The sequence below is a fragment of the Microbacterium sp. KNMS genome (genome assembly GCF_053851835.1).
Genome location: NZ_JBSQBP010000037.1, coordinates 1 through 20,271, shown reverse-complemented (window position 1 = coordinate 20,271; position 20,271 = coordinate 1). Strand labels below are relative to the sequence as shown.

Here is a 20,271-nt window from a genome sequence, read left to right as displayed (position 1 = left end):
CGACAAGACCGCCCGGTCATACGCGGCAGGACTCTGCCTCTCCGCCGCTCTGCAATGGATTTAGCAACACGTCCTAGTCCCGGGCCGAGGCCCGCTTCAGCGGGAGTTCACGCCCTCCCACCCGTGGTCAGCCACACCAGATCGTTGAACGCGGCCTCGCTCGAGTGGTCGTGATCGCAGACGAAGCTGTTCGCACGGATGTCGTCGGCCACCGCTGCGACTTTCGCCCGGATCCCCGCCACGAGCGAGGAGTCCACGGGGTCATTCGTGCTCTTCCCCTGGTCGTCGAGGTTGAGGATCTGGATGCGATCCGCGGGACCTCCGGTGAGTTCCTCGTACCCCAGTGCGTAGATCGAGAGCTGGTCACGAGTGACGTTCTCCTCCTGGGCCCTCGCGGTGGACTTGAAGTCGACGATCGCCGTCTCGTCGGTCTCCAGCGACTTGATCAGGTCGATGCGGCCGTTCACGGTGACTCCGGGGGCGATTGCGACTTCGATCTGCTTCTCGGAGTGGATGGTGCGAGTCAGGTCGGCGCCATGCCTATCGAAGTACCGCTCGACCGCGTCGACCGCGGCACGTCTGAGCTGTTCACGCAGGCTGGGGTACGCGTACGGAGTGTGCAGATGCCGATCGACGAGCTCCTCCGCTTCCTCCCTGCGGGGAACGTCACCCGACAGTGCGCGCTTGTGCATCTCAGCGAGAACGTCGTGCAGCCCCTTGCCGTAGCCGAGTGCCTCGTCGATCGGCGGGTTGAAGCCGTACATGAAGCGCAGTTTGAACTGGTATGGGCAGTCGAAGAGGTACTTCAGCTCAGAGAAGGAGATCGCGATGTTCGGCGTCTCGAGCTTCGGCGTGGGCTGAAGCCGCGGCACGTCCGGGAGTCCCTCGTCGGTCGTGGACACCCAGGCCGACGACGTGCAGTGCAGGTAGAACGGAGATGCTTTCCCGTACCCCTTCTTCTCCCCCGGAGCGTACGTGGCGTAGAGGAACTTCTGCGCGCGCGTGACAGCCACGTAGAAGAGTCGTGTCTCGTCCGAGATCCCGCCCTTGTAGCGCCCGCCGTTGGCGACCGCTTCTGCCGCGATGATGTGCGGAATCGCCTGGGTGCCGCCCGCGCCCCGCATCGGGAACCGTCCCTGTCGCAGGTAAGGCACGAAGACGGCAGGCCATTGCAGCCCCTTCGCGCGATGAACGGTGGAGATCACGACGGCGTCGGGGCGGACGTATCCGCTGTCCTCGTCAGACTCCTCGTAGACGGTCGGCGCGTGGTGCGTGAGGAACCCGAGGAACGAGTCGTACTTTCGCTCGGGCGACGACGAGAAGTGGATCGTCTCGAAGTCGGAGATGACCTGTGAGAACTTGCCCAGCAGGTACATCGCGAGTTCCCTGCGGCGATCGTCTCCCGGGATCGACTTCTCGTGAAGGTCGAGCGCCTCGAGGGCTCGCAGGAACAGGCGCTGGATGTTGTAGGTTCCCCAGCGATCGCTCTTGCCGAAGTCAGCGCCGTCGTCGAGGACCTCGAGCAGTGCCTGCCAGCGCGCCGGATCCGGGATGAGCGCGGCGCTCTCCCAGAGCTCTCGAAGCTGCGCTTCGGTGATCCTTCCGAGCATGTAGTGGAACAGCCCGGCGCACGCGGAGATCTCGGGTGCGTCGAAAAGGCGCGCCAGTCCTTTGATGATGAACGGGATCTTCCGACGCTTCAGGGCGCTGACGAGCGCGTCTGCGTCCTTCACCGAGCGGTAGAGCACCGCGCAGTCCGACCACGAGAGCCCTCGCGGTTCCGCGCCAGGCTTGTCGAGGAAGGGCACTCCCTGAAGATCCTGGATCCGCCCAGCGATCCACTCGGCTTCCTCGTCCGCGTCGCCGAACTGGAGCGCCAGCATGTCACCGCGCTCCCATTCCTGGTGCGAGGCGTGGACCATCTTCTTCGAGAGTCGCTCGCTCGAGTCCAACCGCTCCGCGACCGAGCGCCCGAGCTCGACGATGCCCTTCGTCGACCTGAAGTTCTCTGCGAGCTCGATCGTCTTCACGTCGGCATAGCGGCCCGCGAAGTCGATGATGTTCGTGACCTCGGAACCGCGCCACTGGTAGATCGTCTGGTCGTCATCGCCGACGACGCAGAGATTCGCGCCGTAGTGGACAAGACGACGGACGAGACGCTCCTGAATCGGGTTGACGTCCTGGTACTCGTCGACGATGACGTATCGGACCTGGTCGCGGATGTGGTCACGAAGCGCCTGCTCCGGTGTCGTCAGCGCCCCGCTCGCCTCCTCGACCCGAGTCAGGAACTCGACCGCCTCCACCATCATCGACGTGTAGTCGAAGTAGCGCCGCTGCTTCAGCAGGTCTCGATACGAGGCCAGGCTGCTGACGACGGAGGGGCGCACCTGCGCGAAGTCGACCTCATCCTCCTGGAGGATCGAGAGCGCCGTCTTGTACGTGCGCGTGTCGACGTACCTCTTGAGGGGGCTCTCGGTACCCTGGACCAGCTTGGTGCAGGTCGTCAGGCCGGAGTTCTTGCTCTCGCGATCGATGAGCAGCTGCTGCGTCACATCCGTGAGCACGCCGTACTTGAACTTATCGGGCACGTACGTCTGCAGAAGATCGAGACAGTACCCGTGCATCGTGCCGATGTACATCTCTGCGAGCCCTACGACGTCCCCGAGCTCTGCGTGCACGACGCTGTGCACACGCTCCTTCAGTTCGGCCGCTGCCCTCTCCGTGAAGGTGAACGCGATGACATTCGCCGGACGGATCCCGGGTTGCGCGAGGATGCGAGCAATCCGCTGAGCGAGCACCTGCGTCTTGCCCGAGCCAGCGCAGGCGATCAGCTGAAGCGTGCTCTCGACGTCGTCTATCGCCGCCTGCTGATGCGGAGTGAAATTCATCGTGCTCATGCGTACTTCCCCCCTACTGCGCCGAACAGGTCGTTCGCGTTTCCCTTCGCCTCGAGCACCGCCTCGCGAACGGCCGGATCGAGCATGTCGAGCACCCTGAGCTCGCCCGATGATGCAGCGGTCCCCAGGGAGTCGATGCGGTGGAATACGTCGCCGTGACGCTCCGCGAACCTCGCCAGCCCCTGGAGCTTGATGATCGAGTCCTCGAGGTGCGTGCCGTGGGGGTCCACGATGGATGGACGGATCTCACCATTCACGCGCGTGAAGACGAGGAAATCGGGGTGCAGCGTGCGCCAGTTGCCTGCGACATCCCGATAGGCGATACCCAGCGCGTCCGGTCGCGTGACCGAAGGGTTGCGGTACCAGCCGACGCAGTCAGGACGGGCTGCCTCCTTGCGGGCGACCGTGCGCTCCCACCCGTTCAAGGTCGTGAGCGGGAACCGGCCGTCGGCATCCGACATCAGATGCTTGTCGATCGTCTCCGCGGGGCGGATCTGCCCGTCCACCGTCTCGGCGAAGTCCTCCATACGGGACTTCGGCCGGGTGAGCTGCGTCAGCTGCGGCTCGACGGCCTGCGCGCGGATCTCCTCATAGCTCTCACGCCGCTCGTCCGCGAGCCCGCGGATCGCCACCCGATGCTCATGGAACCACTCGGTGACGATCTCCTTGGCCGCCTCATCGACCTTCTCCCGAACGCTCGACACGGTCGCCAGCGCCGCAGCCTTGACGTAGGCGGCGCGGAGCGTCTCGTCGCTGTCGTCGATCTCGGGGTCCGCGAGGAAGTCGATGTACGACTGAGCGACATCCGCGCCGAATGCGCGCTTCGCCGCTTCGAAGGCGACGCGGATGGCGCGCTCGTCGGCATGCTCGGTGAAGTCCGTGTAGGACAGCTTCTTGGTGCCGAAGCGCCCCGCGATCGTCATGCCTCTGACCGTGCGCACCTCGATCTCCGCGGTGCGCAGCTGGCCGTCGTAGCGCGCCGCCAACGCCTCGAGGGTGGTGTGCATCTGTCGCTTCGCCGACGCCACGGCACCGGGGAGCAGACCGTCGGCGGCGAGAGCCTGAGCAAGGCTCACGAGCTGCTTCACGGGACGCGCCCCTCGACGTGGGAGCGCCATCGTCGGGAGCGCGTCCCAGCAATCCCAGACTTCCTCGGGAATCTGGGCGTTCGGCACGAGGTCGCGACCGTCGAGCAGCACCTTCTGCCCTGTGGACGGCATCGCGTCTGTGAGCCCGGTGAGGTACTTCGCGACGTTGCCCGCGGTGGTTCGGTCGAAGTGCGGAAGGATGCAGTCCACTGCGTTGAGCCGATCCTCACCGGGGATGCGACGCGCAAGCGGGGTTCGCACCATGCGTCCGAGCAGCTGGGTGATGTGCGTATGGTCCTTCGCCGGCCGGAACGACACGAGCACCTCGGCGCGCGGGCAGTCCCAGCCCGTCGAGATGCCGTCCTTCGCGACGAGAATGCGCACATCCGTCTCGTCCTGCACCCGCTGAGGCTCGATCCACTCGACCTCCCAGGCACCGAAGGTGTGGGTCCGATGCTCACCGAGAACGTGGCGGACATTTATCGATGTGATGTCGCCCAGCTCCGCCTGGATCGTGTCGAGCCAGAGCCCGACAGCGTCGGGGTCTTCGGTGTTCGGGATCTGGAGCACCATGAGCGGCACGACCTTGTCGGTCGAGGTCTCGCCGGGCAGGCTCTTCTGCTCCGCCAGGTACTTCCCCCAGCGCCGCGTCGCGTCCTTGAGCTTGCGCGCCGCGCGCGTCGTGAGCGCCGTCTCGAGGTTCCCCGACTCGGCGGGGATGTCCAGGGCGATGGTGTCTTTGATGAGACCGGACCGCTGGACTCGGACCGGGTCGACCGTGACGGGCGGAAGCGTCGTGCGACCGTCGCCTACGGACGCCTCCTTCATCGCGTCCGTGAAGCGATCGATGGTCGCCGATATCCCCCACACGACGGGCAGCGCGTGGCCGGTCATCTCGCCGCTGATGAGGCGACGCACGATCGTCGACTTGTCCCGGGAGGTCCGCGTGGTGAATCCGCGGTGAGCCTCGTCGAGAACGAGGTAGACCGTGAGGCCCTCGTCATCGATGGTGTTGGCGAGCGTCTCCCAGATGTTCCAGGCGAGATCGTCGGGCGGAGCGACGAGCGCGTCGCCCGCCGCCTCCGCTTCCATCGCCCGTTCTGCACCTCGGGTCAGGAGCGACGTCCTCGACAGCCTCTGCGTGTTGAGGAAGTACACGTGCTGGCTCTCGAGTGTTGGCAGCGAGAACGGCGGCTTCACCGTGACCAGGCGGTCGTAGCTGAGCTTCTCCGATGCCTGGACGAGACGCCGCTTGGTCTGCTCGTTGAGGTTCGGGTCATCCGAGAACCAAATGACGACCGCGCCCGGATCGGGCTCGAACTCGAGTTCGGAGTCGCCGTAGAACAGCGCCTCGATGGCGGCGGCGGCCATGACGGTCTTGCCGGCGCCGGTCGTCGCAGTCAGCGCGAACGACGTCTCCATACCGTCGCGGTGGTACAGAGTGCGCGCACGCCGGAGGTTGTCGAGCGTCTGCACGACAGCATCGTGCTGGTAGTCCTTGAGCGTGAACCTCATCGAACGCCTCGCATCGCATCGATCTCGAAGTTGCGCAGGTATGAGTCGTAGAGGCGCACCGTCTCGACCCCCTCGGGCAGCGCATGAGCGATCGCTTCGAAGAAGCGGTCCTCGTCGGTCACGATGAACGCGAGACGCGCTCCGGGGTTCGCGGCCATCGCCTGAACGAAGGCGTCAGACTTGTCGATATCCGCGAGCACGCCGTACGCCTCGGCGACGTCCCATCCCTCAGACAGGTTCTCAATGCGCCGGCCACGAGAGCCCGCGCGCAACCACAGCAGCGGCGCTATGCGCGCGAACTCGCGGTGCGACTGCACCCGCATCGGCGTCTCGTACGTGAGCGTGAAGAACTCCACGTTCTCCTCGAGTCCGTCCGCCATCGGGAATTCGTCGTTGAACTTGTAGTCACCCTTGATGGGCTCACCGTCAGGCGTCTTGCCGGTGATCGCGGCTTTCACGCGCGGCTTCGTGACGTAGTCGCAGATGCCCCACTTCTCCCAGTCAGGGTCACCGGGACGCAGGCCCTCTGCACGGAACGTCTGCTGTTCGGACGCGCCGACCTCATTGTTCGTGATGCTGATGGAAGTGCGCGACCCGCCGTCGCGTCTGTTAAGTCTCATGACCGCATGTGCGGTCGTGCCAGACCCTGCGAAGAAGTCAACGACCGTGGCGTTTGGCTTGTGAGCGATGAAGAGCCGCAACGCGTCCTCGACCGCGTACAAGGATTTCGCGTATGGGAACCGGCGGTCGGGAAGAACGCGACGAAGCAATCCTGTGCCGTTCTCCTGTGCGTTGTGCGAAGGAACGTCCCACTGGGTGTGCGGCATCAGAGTCTTCTCTTCGACGTACTCTGCGATGACCGAGCCGTCCGCACGCCGACCGATGACTCGTGCACGTCCCTCACGAATGTCTTCGATCACACCGCCGAGCACGTATTGAATCAGGTACTTCTGCGGCTTCTCAGGAGTCGCCTTGCCCGCGCGGACGAAACCCTCACGCCATCGAAGATCGAAGGCCACGTCAGTCAGACTCCAATTCATCTCGGTTCCGTCATCCCGCGCCGGAAAGACAGCCACGGTCCCAGAGGGCGGTACATACGAGTCGACAGGGAAATCGACCGGCAGTGGATCGCCTCGCCCGACGATGTGCCCCGTGGTCGGGTTGACATGGATTGGAAAGAACTGATTCGGACCGCAAGCCCCGGGCCCCCTGTTTCCACGCCTACCTGCGAGGCTGCGTCGGCGCATCGTTTCCCAGGCAACCGGCTCACCGCGAGATTCAGACCTGCCCGGCGCTTGCAGGACCGAACCCGGCGCCCACACGAAGAATATGAACTCATTGCTCCGTGAGAATTCGTTCGCACGCACAACGCCCCGCGGATTGATCACGGAGGAGACCATCTGGATTTTGAACGCTGGGAACGTGCGCTCCAGCAGCAACCCCAACCGCAGATACTCCTTCTCATCGATCGTCACGATGAGCACCGAGTCCTCGGGATTCAGCAGTTCCTTCGCGAGCAACAGGCGCCGCTCCATGAACGCGAGCCACTTCGAGTGGCGGTACATGTCGTCGCCCTCGACGTAATCGTTGTTGTACTTCCAATCCCGGGCACCCGTGTTATACGGCGGGTCGATGTAGATCGCGTCGACTGCACCTCGATGAGTGAAGAGCAGCGCCTGGAGCGCGTGGTAGTTCTCGGCGTTGATCACCGCGTGGTACGGCTTGTCTCCGCCACGCTCGACCTTCCCGGTTGACTCGAGGCCTGGGTAGATCGGCTGCCGGAACTCCGTGATGACGACGAGGTCTGCGACCGCGTTCACCGTCGACTCGGAATCACCAGTGGCGGACTGAGTCTCAAGGTGAGCGACGCGATTTTCACCCGCGCCTTCGATCGAGCGAACCTTCCAGAGGCGCTGGTCGGCCGAACTCGGCATCCGACCCCGGGGCGGCAGCACGCGCACGGTGTCGCCAACGCGCACACGACGGCCCGGAAGCTCGACAGCCTCTGGTGTGTGGCGTTCGAAGTTCAACCCGAATGCGCGCCGCTGCGAGAGCACTTCAACCTCGCGCGCGATCTCTGCGCCGAGCTCGGGGTGCGACGCGCGCAGCTGCTTGATCAGCTCGTGGATGCGCGCCACGACCCCTCCTTCAGCACGTCGCCCGAGCGAGAAGTCCTCGCCAGATCCCCGCCAACCTGCCGTCGAACACACGTCACATCGAGAGCCTAGGGTACTAGCGCCCGGTACTTTTCACCCTGGTACCTCCGGCCGGTGCCGACAACGCTTGTCTGGTGCCCCGCGTGTCCTCCGCTGCAGCCGCCTACGTGGGCGAGCGCATCGCCGAGATCCGCCGGCGGCAGACGAAGACGCAGGACCAGCTGGCCGTCGAGGCGAACATCGACTCGTCGAACATCCGCAGCTACGAGAGCGGCCGGTCGATGATGAACATCCACTCGCTCGTGCGCATCGCGGCGGCCCTCGGCGTCGAGCCGGGCGACCTCATCGACGGACTCACTCCGGAGATGTTCACGACCCCGAGGTCAGACGCCCGCCGCAGCGCGGTCTGACCGTCGCGCCCCGCGCCATCCACCGTCCCCGACACATGTCGTCACGTGACGACTTCCTGCGCCTCATCGGCCCTTCACCTATTCAGGCGGATTTAAAGTAGACCCTCGTGCCGGGTGGGAGATCCCCGCCGCCACAGGAGATCATGAGCAGCAGCAGCACCGCGTCGGCGCGCCCCGTCAAGGCGAAGCGCCCCTTCTACACCTCGTTCGGCTTCCAGATCATCGCCGCCCTCGTCGTCGGCATCGTGCTCGGCCTCGTCGGCCGCTCGATCGGCGCGAGCGCAGACGGCGAGCCGAACCCGCTCGCCGCGACCCTCGACACGATCGGCAGCTCGTACGTCACGATCCTGCGCACCGCCGTCGTGCCGCTCGTCTTCACGGCGATCGTCGCGAGCATCTCCAACCTGCGTCGCGTGCAGAACGCCGCGCGCCTCGCGGGCCAGACCATCCTCTGGTTCGCCATCACGGCCTTCATCGCCGTGGTCATCGGCATCGGCCTCGGCCTCCTCCTCCAGCCGGGCAACCGCGCGGGCGCGGGACTGGAGACCTCCGAGCCGTCACGCGTCGGCTCGTGGTGGGACTTCCTCCTCGGCCTCATCCCGCAGAACTTCCTCGGTCTGAGCGTCTCGACGTACGCCGCCGAGGACGGCGCTCTCACCTCGAGCGTCAACTTCAACATCCTGCAGATCATCGTGGTCGCCGCTGTCGTCGGCGCCGCCGCGCTGCGCGCCGGCCGCAAGGCCGAGCCGTTCCTCGTCTTCACCGAGTCGCTCCTGAAGGTCATCCAGCGCGTCGTGTGGTGGATCATCCGCATCGCCCCGATCGGCACGCTCGGCCTCATCGGCAACGCGGTCATCGAGTACGGCTGGGAGCGCCTGACGTCGCTCGCATGGTTCGCCCTCGCGATCTACATCGGCCTCGCCCTCGTCCTCTTCGTTGTCTACCCGATCCTCGTGAAGACGCACGGCCTCTCGATCAAGCAGTTCTTCACGGGCGTGTGGCCGGCCGTCCAGCTCGGCTTCGTCAGCCGCTCGTCGATCGGCACGCTGCCGCTCACGCAGCGCGTCGCGGAGCGCAACTTCGGCGTCCCGCGCGAGTACGCATCGTTCGCCGTCCCGTTCGGCTCCACCACGAAGATGGATGGCTGCGCCGCGATCTACCCCGCGATCGCCGCGATCTTCGTCGCGCAGTTCTTCGACATCCAGCTCACCCTGATCCAGTACCTGCTCATCGTCGTGGTCTCGGTGGTCGGATCCGCCGCGACCGCGGGCACGACCGGCGCGACCGTCATGCTCACGCTGACGCTCTCGACGCTCGGCCTGCCCCTCGAGGGCGTCGGCCTGCTGCTCGCGATCGACCCGATCCTCGACATGGGCCGCACGGCGGTCAACGTCGCGGGCCAGGCGCTCGTCCCCGCGATCGTCGCGAAGCGCGAGGGCATCCTCGACGAGGAGCTCTACGACGCCGAGCGCGCGGGCCTGCCGTTCATCGACGAGTCCGAGCGCGAGGACGCCGAGCCCGTCGGCGCCAAGGCCTGATCACCTGATCTCCGCACGAAGGCGGCCATCCGATCGGATGGCCGCCTTCGTCGTCCTCGGATGGTCGCGCCTCAGCGGGTCGGCGGCCGCAGGTTCCCGCGGGTGTCGAGCGCGAGCTCCTCGGCGTCCATGGCGGTGATCAGCTCGCGCATGACCTCCTCGCTGAGGTTGCCGCGATCGCGCTCCTCGAGCAGCACCTGGCGGCGCACCTCGAGCCACCCCTTCGACAGGTCGCGCACGCTCTCATAGCTGGGGCGCTTGAGGATCGGCGGCGCCCCCTCCGCGCGCTCGAGCGCCCGCTCGGCCTTGTCGGCGTTCTTCTCGACCCGCAGCAGCGACCGGGCGACCTTGTTGAACTTGTCGATCGAGTCCTCGCCGTACAGCTCCGCCCACTCCTGCTGCTTGACGCGCAGGTACTCGCGCCCGGCCTCGGCGCTGCGCCGGCGGATGGCCTCGAGCTGGCGGGCATCCGCGGCGCGCTCGGCGTCGGCGTTCACGCCGAGCGCCTTGATCAGCGGCGCGAGCGTGAGGCCCTGCAGCAGCAGCGTCCCGACCGTGACGACGAACGCGCACACGATGAGCACCTCGACGTTCCCGTGCGACATCCCGCCCTCGGTGAGGTCGGGCAGGGCCGCCGCCATCGCGAGGGTCACGACGCCGCGCATGCCGGCCCACGAGACGACCGCCCGCTCCTGCACCGACATCGGGGGCTCGATGATCCGCTGGCGGATGGTCTTCTCGGTCACGGGGCGCCCGTGCCGCTCGAGGCGCTCGCGCTGCCTGCGGACCATCCGCGCCCGCGGGCTGTCGGGGTTCGCGCGGAACTCCTCGGCCGCGTGCTTCCACCGCAGCAGGCGCAGCCGCTGCCACATCTGACCCCACGCATAGCTCGCGTACACGAACACCGGGCGCACGAGCAGGACCACGACGAGCACGGCGAGCGCGAGCACGAGCGTCTGCACGCCCGAGACGCCGCCCAGCTCGCGCACGACGTCGGGCAGCTGGAGGCCGATGTACGCGAAGACGAAGCTCTCGAGGAGGAAGTCCATCGACGACCACAGCGGGCCATCCTGCTGCCGCGTGACATACCGCGTCTTCGGCGCGTTGAAGCCGACGTACAGCCCCATCGCGACGACCGCGAGGACGCCCGATCCGTGCAGCTGCTCGGCGACCGCGTAGGCGCCGAACGGCACGAGGAGGCCGACGGTCCCCGTCACGACCGGGTCGCTGATCCGCAGGCGCAGCTGGTGCAGCACGATGCCGAACACGAGGCCGACCGCGACGCCGACGACCACCGCGAGCGCGAACTCGACGACGCCATCCCACACCGTCACGGTCGCTCCCGCGACGATGGCCGCGAAGACGCGCACGAGCGTGAGCGACGTCGCGTCGTTGATGAGGCTCTCGCCCGACATCACGGTCATCACGCGGCGCGGCAGCCCGAGCTTCCGAGCGATCGCGGCCGCCGACACGGCGTCGGGCGGCCCGACGATCGCGCCGAGCAGCAGCGCGCCCGCGATCGTGAGCTCGGGCATGATGAGCCACGCCACGAGACCGACGGCCGCAGCCGTCACGACGACGAGGCCGACGCCGAGACGGCGGATGTGCGGAAGCGATCGCTTGAAGCTCACGAACGAGACCTCGAGCGCGGCCGAGTAGAGCAGCGGCGGCAGGGTGAGGTTGAGCAGCAGGTGACCGTCGATCTCGACCGTCGGCACGAACGGCAGCAGCGAGGCCGCGAGCGCGACCGCGGTCACGACCAGCGGCGCCGGCCATCCTCGCCATCGGGCGAAAGCCGCGACCGCGACGGAACAGACGAGAATCACGAACACCTCGACGCCCATACTCCCGAGGCTATCTCCCCGCGTGCGAACACCCCGGGCACAGCCGGCCCGCGCTTGCCGGACTTCCTCGGCTCGACGTCGTATGGTCTCTCGCGATGCAGACGACAGCCGCCCCCGACACGCGCGTGCCCGCGACCGGCCAGCCCGCGCGGCGCGGCACCTGGCGCACCGACATCCAGGGGCTCCGCGCGATCGCGGTCGGGTTCGTCGTCCTCGCGCACGCGGGCGTGCCGCGCCTCGACGGCGGCTTCATCGGCGTCGACGTGTTCTTCGTGATCTCGGGCTACCTCATCACGGGCCTTCTCCTGCGCGAGCACGAGCGCACGGGTCGGATCAGCATCGCCGACTTCTATGTGCGGCGCGCGCGGCGCATCCTCCCCGCGGCGACCGTCGTCATCCTCGCGGTGCTCGCGGCCGCGGCCGCACTCCTGCCCACGACGCAGGTCGAGCAGACGACGTCAGACGCGCGGTGGTCGGCGGTCTTCCTCGCAAACGCGCACCTCGCGGCGCAGGGCACGGACTACTTCTCCTCGAGCGAGCCGTCGCTCCTGCAGCACTACTGGTCGCTCGCGGTCGAGGAGCAGTTCTACATCGTCTGGCCGCTGCTCGCGATGCTCGTCCTCACGCGTCTGTCGCGGCGGGCGTTCACCATCGCGGCGGCCGCGGTGTTCGCGGGCTCGCTCGCCTGGTCGCTCCTCTACACGGCCTCCTCCCCCGCGGCGGCCTACTTCAACACCCCGGCTCGCGCGTACGAGCTCGCCGCGGGCGCTCTGCTCGCGTGCGTGCTGCCCGCCACCCTCCGCGCACCGTGGCGCGCCCTCACGAGCCTGCTCGGCGCCATCCTCATCGCCGTCGCGGCCGTCGCGTTCGACGCCGGCTCGGCGTTCCCGGGATGGCAGGCCCTCGTGCCGACGATCGGCACCGTGCTGCTGCTCGCCTCGGGTCCGCGCTGCCTCGTCGGACGCCTGCTGTCGCTGCGCCCCCTGCGATGGATCGGCGATGTGTCGTTCTCGCTCTACCTCTGGCACTGGCCGGCGATCCTGCTCGTGCCGGCCATCCTTCCCGACGGCACGCCGCCCCTCGCGTCGGGCGCGCTCGCGGTGGGCGTCGCCGTCGCTCTCTCGGCCGTCAGCTACCACCTCGTCGAGGTGCCGTTCCATCACCGGCGCATCCCGTTCATCTCGCAGGGGCGACGCGCGCTCGCTCTCTGGCCCGCCTCCGTCGCCGTCGTGCTCGTCGGCGCGCTCGCGGCGACGGCTCTCGCCGACTACCGCGACCAGGCGGCGGACCGCGCGGCGGCCGCGTGGTTCGAGAGCGGCGAGACGAGCGGCTTCACCCAGCTCGGCGGCACCCCCGACGTGGCGTGGGAGCTGGAGACCGCACTCCGCCTCGCCGACGAGGGCGCGCCCATCCCTCCGTCCATCGACGGCTCGGCGCTCACGAAGGACAACTGGGGTGCGGTCGGCGAGGGATGCTTCGCGACGGATAGCCAGACGAGCGCCCCCGAGTGCGTCTTCGGCGACGAGAACGCCGACCGGGTCATCGCCCTCGTCGGCGACTCGCACGCGGCGATGTGGCTGCCGGCGTTCGACGAGATCGGCCGCGAGCGCGGCTACCAGGTGCGGATGTTCGCCAAGCTCGCCTGCGCGCACTACCCCGTCTACCAGGCGGCCAAGGCGATGACGCAGGAGGAGTGCGACGCCTTCCGCAGCTGGACGAGCGCGGAGCTCACCGAGCTGCGACCCGACACGATCTTCACGACCGCGCGCGGCATGCTCTTCCTACAGGACGGCCGCGGCGGGGTGAGCGCGCGCGACCAGTGGTCCGCCGCGGTCGAGGCGTCGGTCGCCGAGCTCGCCGGCGTGACCGATGACATCCGCGTGCTCGGCGACGTGCCCACGCGCCCCGGCCCTGCCGAGTGCCTGACCGCACCCGGCGCCACGCAGGCCTCGTGCATCTCGGCGCCGGGCGGTCTCGAGTACGACAGCAACGCCCTCACGAAGGCCGCCGTGGAGGCTGCCGACGTCGGCGCCGAGTACATCGACGTCGTCGGGTACGCCTGCCTCGACGGACGCTGCCCGCTCGTCATCGACGAGTACCCGGTCTACGAGGACGACAGCCACCTGTCGACGCCCTGGGTCCGCCACATCGCCCCGCGCGTCGCGGACGACTGGGGGCTGTAGGGCGGGAACGAGAGGATGCCGCGCCCGAGGCGGGCGCGGCATCCTGAACGAGCGTCCGGTCTGCTGAATCAGACCCTGTTCGTGCGACGACGCAGGGCGATGATCGCGGCGCCGCCGAGCAGCAGCGCGACGGCGAGCGCCGCCGCGCTCGGAGCGATGTCCGCTCCGGTCGGGGTGAGCGCACCGCCGTCGGAGTCGCTGACACCTGAATCGGCTGCGGCATCGGCCGCGGCCGACGCGAAGGCATCCGCGCGCGCGCCGCTGTCCGCTGTCGCATCTGCGTCGACCGTCGTGCCTGCCGCCGTGTCAACGGCCGCGCCCGCGTTCGCGTCGGTGTGCGCGTCGGTGTGAGTTCCCGCGTCCGCCGTTGCGTCGGTGTCGGCGGTCGCATTCGCTCCCGTTGCCGCAGCCGCATCGGCGGTCGCGCCCGTCCCTGCCGCCGCATCAGCGTCCGCCTCGGCCGTCGCATCAGCGTCCGCAGACGCCGTCGCATCGACATCCGACGTCGCATTCGTCCCGGCGTTTGCGCCGCCGTCGCTGCCCGCATCCGCGTTCGCGTTCGCGTTCGCATGGGTGCCTGCGTCCGCTGTGGCGTTCGCGTCAGCGGTCGCACCGGCATCCGTGTCCGCACCCGTGTCAGCAGTGGCTTCAGCCTGCGTGTCCGCCGTTGCGTCGACGTCCGACGCGGCGTCGACCTCCGACGTCGCATCGACATCCGACGTCGCTTCAGCGTCAACATCCGCAGCCGCGGAAGCATCGACATCCGACGTCGCGGAAGCACCGGCATCCGCCCCCGCGGCGGCATCGGCATCCGCCGTCGCATCCGCCTCGACGTCCGGCGCCCCTTCAGCGTCAACGTCCGCACCTGAAGACGCATCTGCGTCTGCTGTCGCACCAGCGTCGACATCCGCCCCCGCGGCGGCATCGGCATCCGCCGTCAGGTCTGCATCAACGTCCGCACCCGAAGACGCATCCGCGTCCGCTGAGGCCTCCACGTCCGCATCCGCGTCGAGATCCGAGCCCGCGGCGGCATCGGCATCCGCCGTCGCGCCTGCGTCATTGTCCGCACCCGAAGACGCATCCGCATCGGCGTCAGCGTCGACATCCGCGTCAGCATCGACATCCGCATCAGCATCGACATCCGCAGCCGCGGAAGCATCCGCAGCCGCCGTCGTGTCCGCATCGGCGTCCGTCCCGGGCCCCGACTCGCACGGGATCTGCCCCTGGAAAAGATAGTGATGCAGTTCGCCGCCGCCCTGCGACGTGAACGATCCGGTGACCCACTGACCGTTGTGCGTGCGACTGCCCGTGAACGTGACGTCCGCATTCGGGGCGAAGACCGCTCCGTACTCGAGTCCGTCGATGATCAGCTGCCCCGTGACCGATGACGCGTCGATGAGGATGTACGACGATCGTGCCTGGTCGTTCCATCCCTCGATGTTGATCGGGCCGATCGTCGTCGTGCTCGGCGCGACGCGGACGACCAGGGGTGCCTGCGCGGTCGGCTCGTAGCCCGCGAAACCGTCGCGCTTGACGATGAGGCCTTCGATGTCCTCGTAATCGATGACATTCGGACGGTCGGCGGCGAAGCCGGTCGGGTACGCCATCCCACCCTGCACGTTCGGGTCGACGTGATTGACGCGGTCGGTCTCATAAGTGTCGGCCATGCAAGCAGCGGCCGCGCCGTACGAGGGCACGTCGAGATAGGCGGCGACGGATGCCTGCTCGGTCTCGACAGCGGCGAGCGCGACCGACGAGTAGGGCAGCTTCTCGAGGTCGAGGATGGCGTCGCTGTCTGTCGTGAGGCGCGTCCAGTCGCTGCCGCGCGGCGCTGCGGTGAGGTTCGACGTATCGACGAGCTTCGCAATCGCCTCGCTCTCGGGCGTCCCGTCGACCGACCCCCGGTTGGTGACAGCTACCCCTCGGCCCGCGCCGCCGACGTACGAGCCCGCGAGCAAGCGCACCGGTTCGCCGTCGATGACGGGCACCGTGTACGTGGACTGGCCCGCTGCCTGGTGGATCAGGGGGTAGTTGTCCCTGGTCGTCGACAGCGTGCCGCCGACGGCGATCGAGCCTTCGAGCTCCCCGTTCCCGAGAGACGCGTCGCGGTGGGCGTAGATCGTGAACGCACCGCTCCCCTCGAACGGGTTGATGTACTCGACGGCCGCGTTGGCGGGTGCGGCGACAGCCGCCCCTCCGAAGGCCACGAGAGCCGAGATGGCTCCGGCCGCGATGAGCCGACGCGGCGCGCCGGCAGGGCTGTTCCCCATATGAGTCCTCCCCAGAACTGTTTCTGCGCAGGCAGAATCCGAGAAGGACGGCGGATCGCAGGGACCGCCACGTGTGGCCCTCCCCAGACCCATACCGGCTCGGTCGACCGCCCCAGACGGTTTCCTCGACCGGGCGCAACGCTAGCAGGCGCTCCATGTGAGCGCTCTCAGCGTGCGCGGCGCCGTGGGCAGCACGGCGGTTCTCGGCGTGCGGAGGAATACGCTCGCCCGCGGCGCGGTTGCTTCGAGCGATGTCCGACGCACCCGCTCCCGCTCTGTCCATCCTCGATCTCGTCTCGGTCCGCACGGGGCAGTCCAGCTCCCAGGCCATCGCCGCCTCCCTGCAGATGGCGCAGCGCGCCGATGAGCTCGGCTACCGCAGGTACTGGTTCGCGGAGCACCACAACATGCCCGCGGTCGCGTCGACCACGCCGCCCGTGCTCATCGCGGCGGCGGCCGCGCGCACTGCGCGCATCCGCATCGGGTCGGGCGGCGTCATGCTGCCGAACCATGCGCCGCTCATCGTCGCCGAGCAGTTCGCGGCCCTCGAGGCGCTCGCTCCCGGGCGCATCGACCTCGGCCTCGGCCGCGCACCGGGCAGCGACCCGGTCATCACGCAGCTCCTGCGCCGCTCGGGCACGACGAGCGAGGCGGAGCGGTTCCCCGATCATGTGACCGACATCCTCGCGATCATGAGCCCGGAGGGCGCGACCGTGCGCTTCACGTCGGGCGGCGAGTACGCCGTGCACGCGACGCCGGCCGCGACCGGCGCTCCGGAGGTGTGGCTGCTCGGCTCGAGCGACTACTCCGCGCAGCTGGCCGCGAGCTTCGGACTGCCCTACGTCTTCGCCAACCACTTCGCGGGCGACGGACTCGAGCGCGCGATGGCCCTCTACCGCAGCCAGTTCAAGCCGAGCGCGTGGCTGGACGCACCGAAGTCGTTCGTCACGGCCAACGTCGTCGTCGCGGAAACGCCGGAGGAGGCCGAGCGGCGCGCACTCCCCCAGCTGCGCCAGTTCGCACGCCTCCGCACGAACAAGCCCATGCGCCCGATCGAGACGATCGACGAGGCGCTCGCGGCGCCATCCGATGCGCTCGAGGAGTCGTTCATCCAGCAGTCACGCTCGCGCTGGTTCGTCGGCACGCCCGACACCGTGGCCGCCGAGCTGCGCGCGTTCGCGGCTCAGCACGGTGTCGACGAGATCATGATCTCGCCCGCCGCCGGGTCGTACGACGCCGACCCGCTGGACGCGGCGCCCGGTCGCCTCCAGACGGTCGAGCTGCTCGCTGCCGCGCTGGCCTGAACGGTCGCCCACCCGCCCAGGTCGCAGAAGCCGTCCCCCGGAGGCCCGGGAAGGCCGCAAACCGCGACCCGGGCAGCCGACCATCCGCCCAGGTCGCACAAACCGTCCCCCAGAGGCCCCGGGAGGCCGCAAACTGCGACCCGGACAGCCAGCCCCGACGGCCCATCCGCCCAGGTCGCAGAAACCGTCCTCCAGAGGCCCCGGAAGGCCGCAAACCGCGACCCGGACAGCCAGCCCCGACGACCTGAACGGCCAGCCCCAACGACCCCAACAGCCCCGAACGATCCGGACGGCCGAGAACGGGGGCTACGCCTCGGGCTCGCCGGCGAGGAGGCCGCGGAGCCAGTCGCGCGCCTCGACGAACGCCTCGTCCCCATAGCGCTGCGGGTAATGGACGACCTGGCGATCGGCGCGCGGGTACGAGCCGAGGAACACCACGTTCGGGCTGAAGCGCCGCAGGCCCATCAGCGCGTCGGCCATCCGCTCGTCGAACACGTGCCCGTCGGCGTCGATGACGAAGCGGTACCGCCCGAGGGCGTCGCCGATCGGGCGCGACTCGAGCAGGCTCAGGTTGATCCCGCGTGTCGAGAACTGCTCGAGCAGCTCGAGCAGGGCGCCGGGCTCGTCCTTCGGCAGTTCGGCGACGAGCGACGTCTTGTCGGCTCCGGTGGGCGCGGCCGGCGCGACCGTGCGCGTGACGAGCACGAAGCGCGTGACGGCCTCGGGGTTGTCGCCGATGTCCTTCGCGAGCACCTCGACGTCGTGGTGCTCGGCGACGCCCGGCGCGACGATCGCGACCTGCGCGGGCAGCGAGCCGTCGAGCATCCCCACGGCGCTCGCCACATTGCTCGACGCGACGACGTGCTCGTGATCGGGGATGTTCTCGGCCAGCCATCCGAGGCACTGCGCGTAGGCGACCGGATGGCCCGCGACGCCGACCGGCTTCTGCGCGCGGATGTCGTCGAGAGACGCCCCGGGATGCGCGACGAGCCAGAAGCGCACGGGGACGAGGTACTCGCCGACGATCCGGAGCCCGGGGATGGTCGCGAGTGCGTCCTGCGCGCTCGAGACGCCGCCCTCGATCGAGTTCTCGATCGCGATCATGGCGGCGTCGCTGCGCCCCGACACGACGTCGGCGAGCGCCTGCCCGACGTTGCTCACCGGGCGCCAGATCTGGCCGCGCGCCTCGGGGACCTGCGCGAGCGCGGCCTCGGTGAAGGTGCCGGCAGGCCCCAGATAGCTGTACGTCCGGCGTTCCGGGGCATCCGTCGACATGACGATCAGCCTAGACGGCTCTGCGACGACTCCGAGACGAAGAACTGTGCACGGAGGGCCTCGACGGGGCAGACTTGCCCTATGACGAGCCGTGCCGGACTCCCCGCTGAAGCATCCGACCTCATCGACGTCGATGAGCTGATCTCCGCCTACTACGACCGCGCACCCGATCCCTCGATCCCCGCGCAGCAGGTCGCGTTCGGCACGAGCGGTCATCGCGGCTCGAGCCTCTCGACGAGCTTCAACGAGAACCACATCCTCGCGACGACCCAGGCGATCGTCGACTACCGCAACGAGCAGGGCATCGCCGGCCCGCTCTTCCTCGGGCGCGACACCCACGGCCTGTCGCTGCCCGCCGAGCGGAGCGCGATCGAGGTGCTCGTCGCGAACGGCGTCGACGTGCGCGTCGACGCGCGCGACTCGTGGGTGCCGACCCCCGCGCTCAGCCACGCCATCCTCGCGCACAACCGCGGCCGCGCTGCCGACGACCCGGGCCGCGCCGACGGCATCGTCGTGACGCCGAGCCACAACCCGCCGGCCGACGGCGGCTTCAAGTACAACCCGCCGCACGGCGGCCCCGCCGACACCGATGCGACCGGCTGGATCGCCGACCGGGCGAACGCGCTCATCGCGAGCGGCCTCGACGCCGTCAAGCGCGTCAAGCACGCCGACATCGACCTCGACTCGCTCGGCCAGTACGACTTCCGCGAGGCGTACGTGCGCGACCTCTCGACGATCATCGACGTCGAGGCCATCCGCAAGGCCGGCGTCCGCATCGGCGCCGACCCGCTCGGCGGCGCGTCCGTCGAGTACTGGGCGCTCATCGCCGAGATGCACGGCCTCGACCTCACCGTCGTGAACCCCGACGTCGACCCGACCTGGAAGTTCATGACGCTCGACTGGGACGAGAAGATCCGGATGGATCCGTCGTCGCCGTCGGCCATGGCCTCGCTCGTCGCACGTCGCGACGAGTACGACATCCTCACGGGCAACGACGCCGATGCCGATCGGCACGGCATCGTCACGCCCGACGCGGGGCTCATGAACCCCAACCACTACCTCGCCGTCGCGATCGACTACCTGTTCTCGCATCGTCCCGGATGGTCGCCGGACGCGGCCGTCGGCAAGACGCTCGTCTCGTCGATGATGATCGACAAGGTGACCGCGGCGCTCGGGCGTCGCCTGCTCGAGGTGCCCGTCGGCTTCAAGTGGTTCGTCCCGGGCCTCCTCGACGGCTCGGTCGCGTTCGGCGGCGAGGAGTCGGCGGGCGCGTCGTTCCTCCGCATGGACGGCTCGGTCTGGACGACCGACAAGGACGGCATCCTCCTGTGCCTGCTCGCGGCCGAGATCCTCGCCGTCACGGGCAAGACGCCCTCGCAGCGCTACGCGGAGCTCGAGGCCGAGTACGGCTCGTCGGCCTACCAGCGCGTCGACGCCCCGGCCACCCCCGAGCAGAAGTCCGCCCTCAAGGCGCTCTCCCCCGACGACGTGTCGGCGTCCGAGCTGGCGGGCGAGCCGATCACGGCCAAGCTCTCGCACGCTCCGGGCAACGACGCGGCGATCGGCGGCCTCAAGGTGCAGACGGAGCACGCGTGGTTCGCCGCCCGCCCGTCGGGCACCGAGGACGTCTACAAGCTCTACGCCGAGTCGCTCAAGGGCGAGGAGCACCTCCGCCAGGTGCAGGAGGAGGCGCGCGCGGTCGTGACCGCGGCCCTCGGCGGCTGAGGCACCGCGCAACGACGGCCCGCGCGCACGCGACGACGGCCCGCCCCGATCGGGGCGGGCCGTCGT

The 20,271-nt window shown here is 68.7% G+C and carries 11 protein-coding genes; 5 read left to right on the top strand and 6 right to left on the bottom strand.

Annotation, left to right across the window (positions count from 1 at the left end; all coding sequences use genetic code 11):
• Positions 1-107 precede the first annotated feature (107 nt).
• From ACWXWW_RS17110 to ACWXWW_RS17100, 3 genes are read right to left on the bottom strand one after another with little or no spacing between them, the layout of a single operon-like run.
• The gene (locus ACWXWW_RS17110) at positions 108-2,897 is read right to left on the bottom strand and encodes an ATP-dependent helicase (protein ID WP_455971152.1); all 2,790 of its coding nucleotides are present in this window, start codon (positions 2,895-2,897) and stop codon (positions 108-110) included.
• On the bottom strand, positions 2,894-5,500 hold the full coding sequence (locus ACWXWW_RS17105) for a DEAD/DEAH box helicase (RefSeq protein ID WP_455971150.1): 2,607 nt from the start codon (positions 5,498-5,500) through the stop codon (positions 2,894-2,896). Before ACWXWW_RS17105 ends, ACWXWW_RS17110 begins: the two co-directional genes overlap by 4 nt.
• Positions 5,497-7,638, bottom strand: coding sequence for a site-specific DNA-methyltransferase (locus ACWXWW_RS17100; protein ID WP_455971148.1), 2,142 nt, complete (start codon positions 7,636-7,638; stop codon positions 5,497-5,499). Before ACWXWW_RS17100 ends, ACWXWW_RS17105 begins: the two co-directional genes overlap by 4 nt.
• A 152-nt stretch (positions 7,639-7,790) precedes the next feature.
• Here ACWXWW_RS17100 and ACWXWW_RS17095 point away from each other — a divergent pair, with 152 nt between their 5' ends.
• Together ACWXWW_RS17095 and ACWXWW_RS17090 are read left to right on the top strand one after the other, a co-directional pair.
• On the top strand, positions 7,791-8,066 hold the full coding sequence (locus ACWXWW_RS17095) for a helix-turn-helix domain-containing protein (RefSeq protein ID WP_271173157.1): 276 nt from the start codon (positions 7,791-7,793) through the stop codon (positions 8,064-8,066).
• Positions 8,067-8,209: 143 nt separating this feature from the next.
• Positions 8,210-9,604 carry a dicarboxylate/amino acid:cation symporter gene (locus ACWXWW_RS17090; RefSeq protein WP_455971146.1) on the top strand — a complete coding sequence of 465 codons (1,395 nt, stop codon included), beginning with the start codon at positions 8,210-8,212 and terminating at the stop codon, positions 9,602-9,604.
• A 71-nt stretch (positions 9,605-9,675) separates the two neighbouring features.
• Here the strand turns inward: ACWXWW_RS17090 and ACWXWW_RS17085 are convergent, their stop codons facing one another.
• Entirely contained in the window at positions 9,676-11,448 is a 1,773-nt protein-coding gene (locus tag ACWXWW_RS17085; RefSeq protein WP_271173159.1) for a cation:proton antiporter, read from the bottom strand.
• 95 nt (positions 11,449-11,543) lie between these two features.
• Here ACWXWW_RS17085 and ACWXWW_RS17080 point away from each other — a divergent pair, with 95 nt between their 5' ends.
• Positions 11,544-13,631 carry an acyltransferase family protein gene (locus ACWXWW_RS17080; RefSeq protein ID WP_455971144.1) on the top strand — a complete coding sequence of 696 codons (2,088 nt, stop codon included), beginning with the start codon at positions 11,544-11,546 and terminating at the stop codon, positions 13,629-13,631.
• 68 nt (positions 13,632-13,699) lie between these two features.
• On the opposite strand, the gene ACWXWW_RS17075 is transcribed toward ACWXWW_RS17080, so the two are convergent.
• Complete coding sequence (locus ACWXWW_RS17075; RefSeq protein ID WP_455971142.1) at positions 13,700-15,901, bottom strand: collagen-binding domain-containing protein; 2,202 nt, start codon at positions 15,899-15,901, stop codon at positions 13,700-13,702.
• A gap of 251 nt (positions 15,902-16,152) precedes the next feature.
• On the opposite strand from ACWXWW_RS17075, the gene ACWXWW_RS17070 reads away from it, so the two are divergent.
• Positions 16,153-17,205, top strand: coding sequence for an LLM class flavin-dependent oxidoreductase (locus tag ACWXWW_RS17070; protein WP_455971141.1), 1,053 nt, complete (start codon positions 16,153-16,155; stop codon positions 17,203-17,205).
• Positions 17,206-17,511: 306 nt separating this feature from the next.
• Here ACWXWW_RS17070 and pheA read toward each other — a convergent pair whose 3' ends face one another.
• Positions 17,512-18,480, bottom strand: a complete 969-nt coding sequence (gene pheA, locus ACWXWW_RS17065) for a prephenate dehydratase (protein WP_282979023.1) — start codon at positions 18,478-18,480, stop codon at positions 17,512-17,514.
• An 81-nt stretch (positions 18,481-18,561) separates the two neighbouring features.
• Between pheA and pgm the strand changes: the two genes are divergently transcribed.
• Positions 18,562-20,205, top strand: a complete 1,644-nt coding sequence (pgm, locus tag ACWXWW_RS17060) for a phosphoglucomutase (alpha-D-glucose-1,6-bisphosphate-dependent) (RefSeq protein WP_455971139.1) — start codon at positions 18,562-18,564, stop codon at positions 20,203-20,205.
• Positions 20,206-20,271: the final 66 nt, after the last annotated feature.

What these genes read in the sequence shown, in the direction of transcription:
- ACWXWW_RS17110 (WP_455971152.1), bottom strand. Translation starts at nt 2,897, where the DNA reads ATGAGCACGATGAATTTCACTCCGCATCAGCAGGCGGCGATAGACGAC.
- ACWXWW_RS17105 (WP_455971150.1), bottom strand. Translation starts at nt 5,500, where the DNA reads ATGAGGTTCACGCTCAAGGACTACCAGCACGATGCTGTCGTGCAGACG.
- ACWXWW_RS17090 (WP_455971146.1), top strand. Translation starts at nt 8,210, where the DNA reads ATGAGCAGCAGCAGCACCGCGTCGGCGCGCCCCGTCAAGGCGAAGCGC.
- ACWXWW_RS17085 (WP_271173159.1), bottom strand. Translation starts at nt 11,448, where the DNA reads ATGGGCGTCGAGGTGTTCGTGATTCTCGTCTGTTCCGTCGCGGTCGCG.
- ACWXWW_RS17080 (WP_455971144.1), top strand. Translation starts at nt 11,544, where the DNA reads ATGCAGACGACAGCCGCCCCCGACACGCGCGTGCCCGCGACCGGCCAG.
- ACWXWW_RS17075 (WP_455971142.1), bottom strand. Translation starts at nt 15,901, where the DNA reads ATGGGGAACAGCCCTGCCGGCGCGCCGCGTCGGCTCATCGCGGCCGGA.
- ACWXWW_RS17070 (WP_455971141.1), top strand. Translation starts at nt 16,153, where the DNA reads ATGTCCGACGCACCCGCTCCCGCTCTGTCCATCCTCGATCTCGTCTCG.
- pheA (WP_282979023.1), bottom strand. Translation starts at nt 18,480, where the DNA reads ATGTCGACGGATGCCCCGGAACGCCGGACGTACAGCTATCTGGGGCCT.
- pgm (WP_455971139.1), top strand. Translation starts at nt 18,562, where the DNA reads ATGACGAGCCGTGCCGGACTCCCCGCTGAAGCATCCGACCTCATCGAC.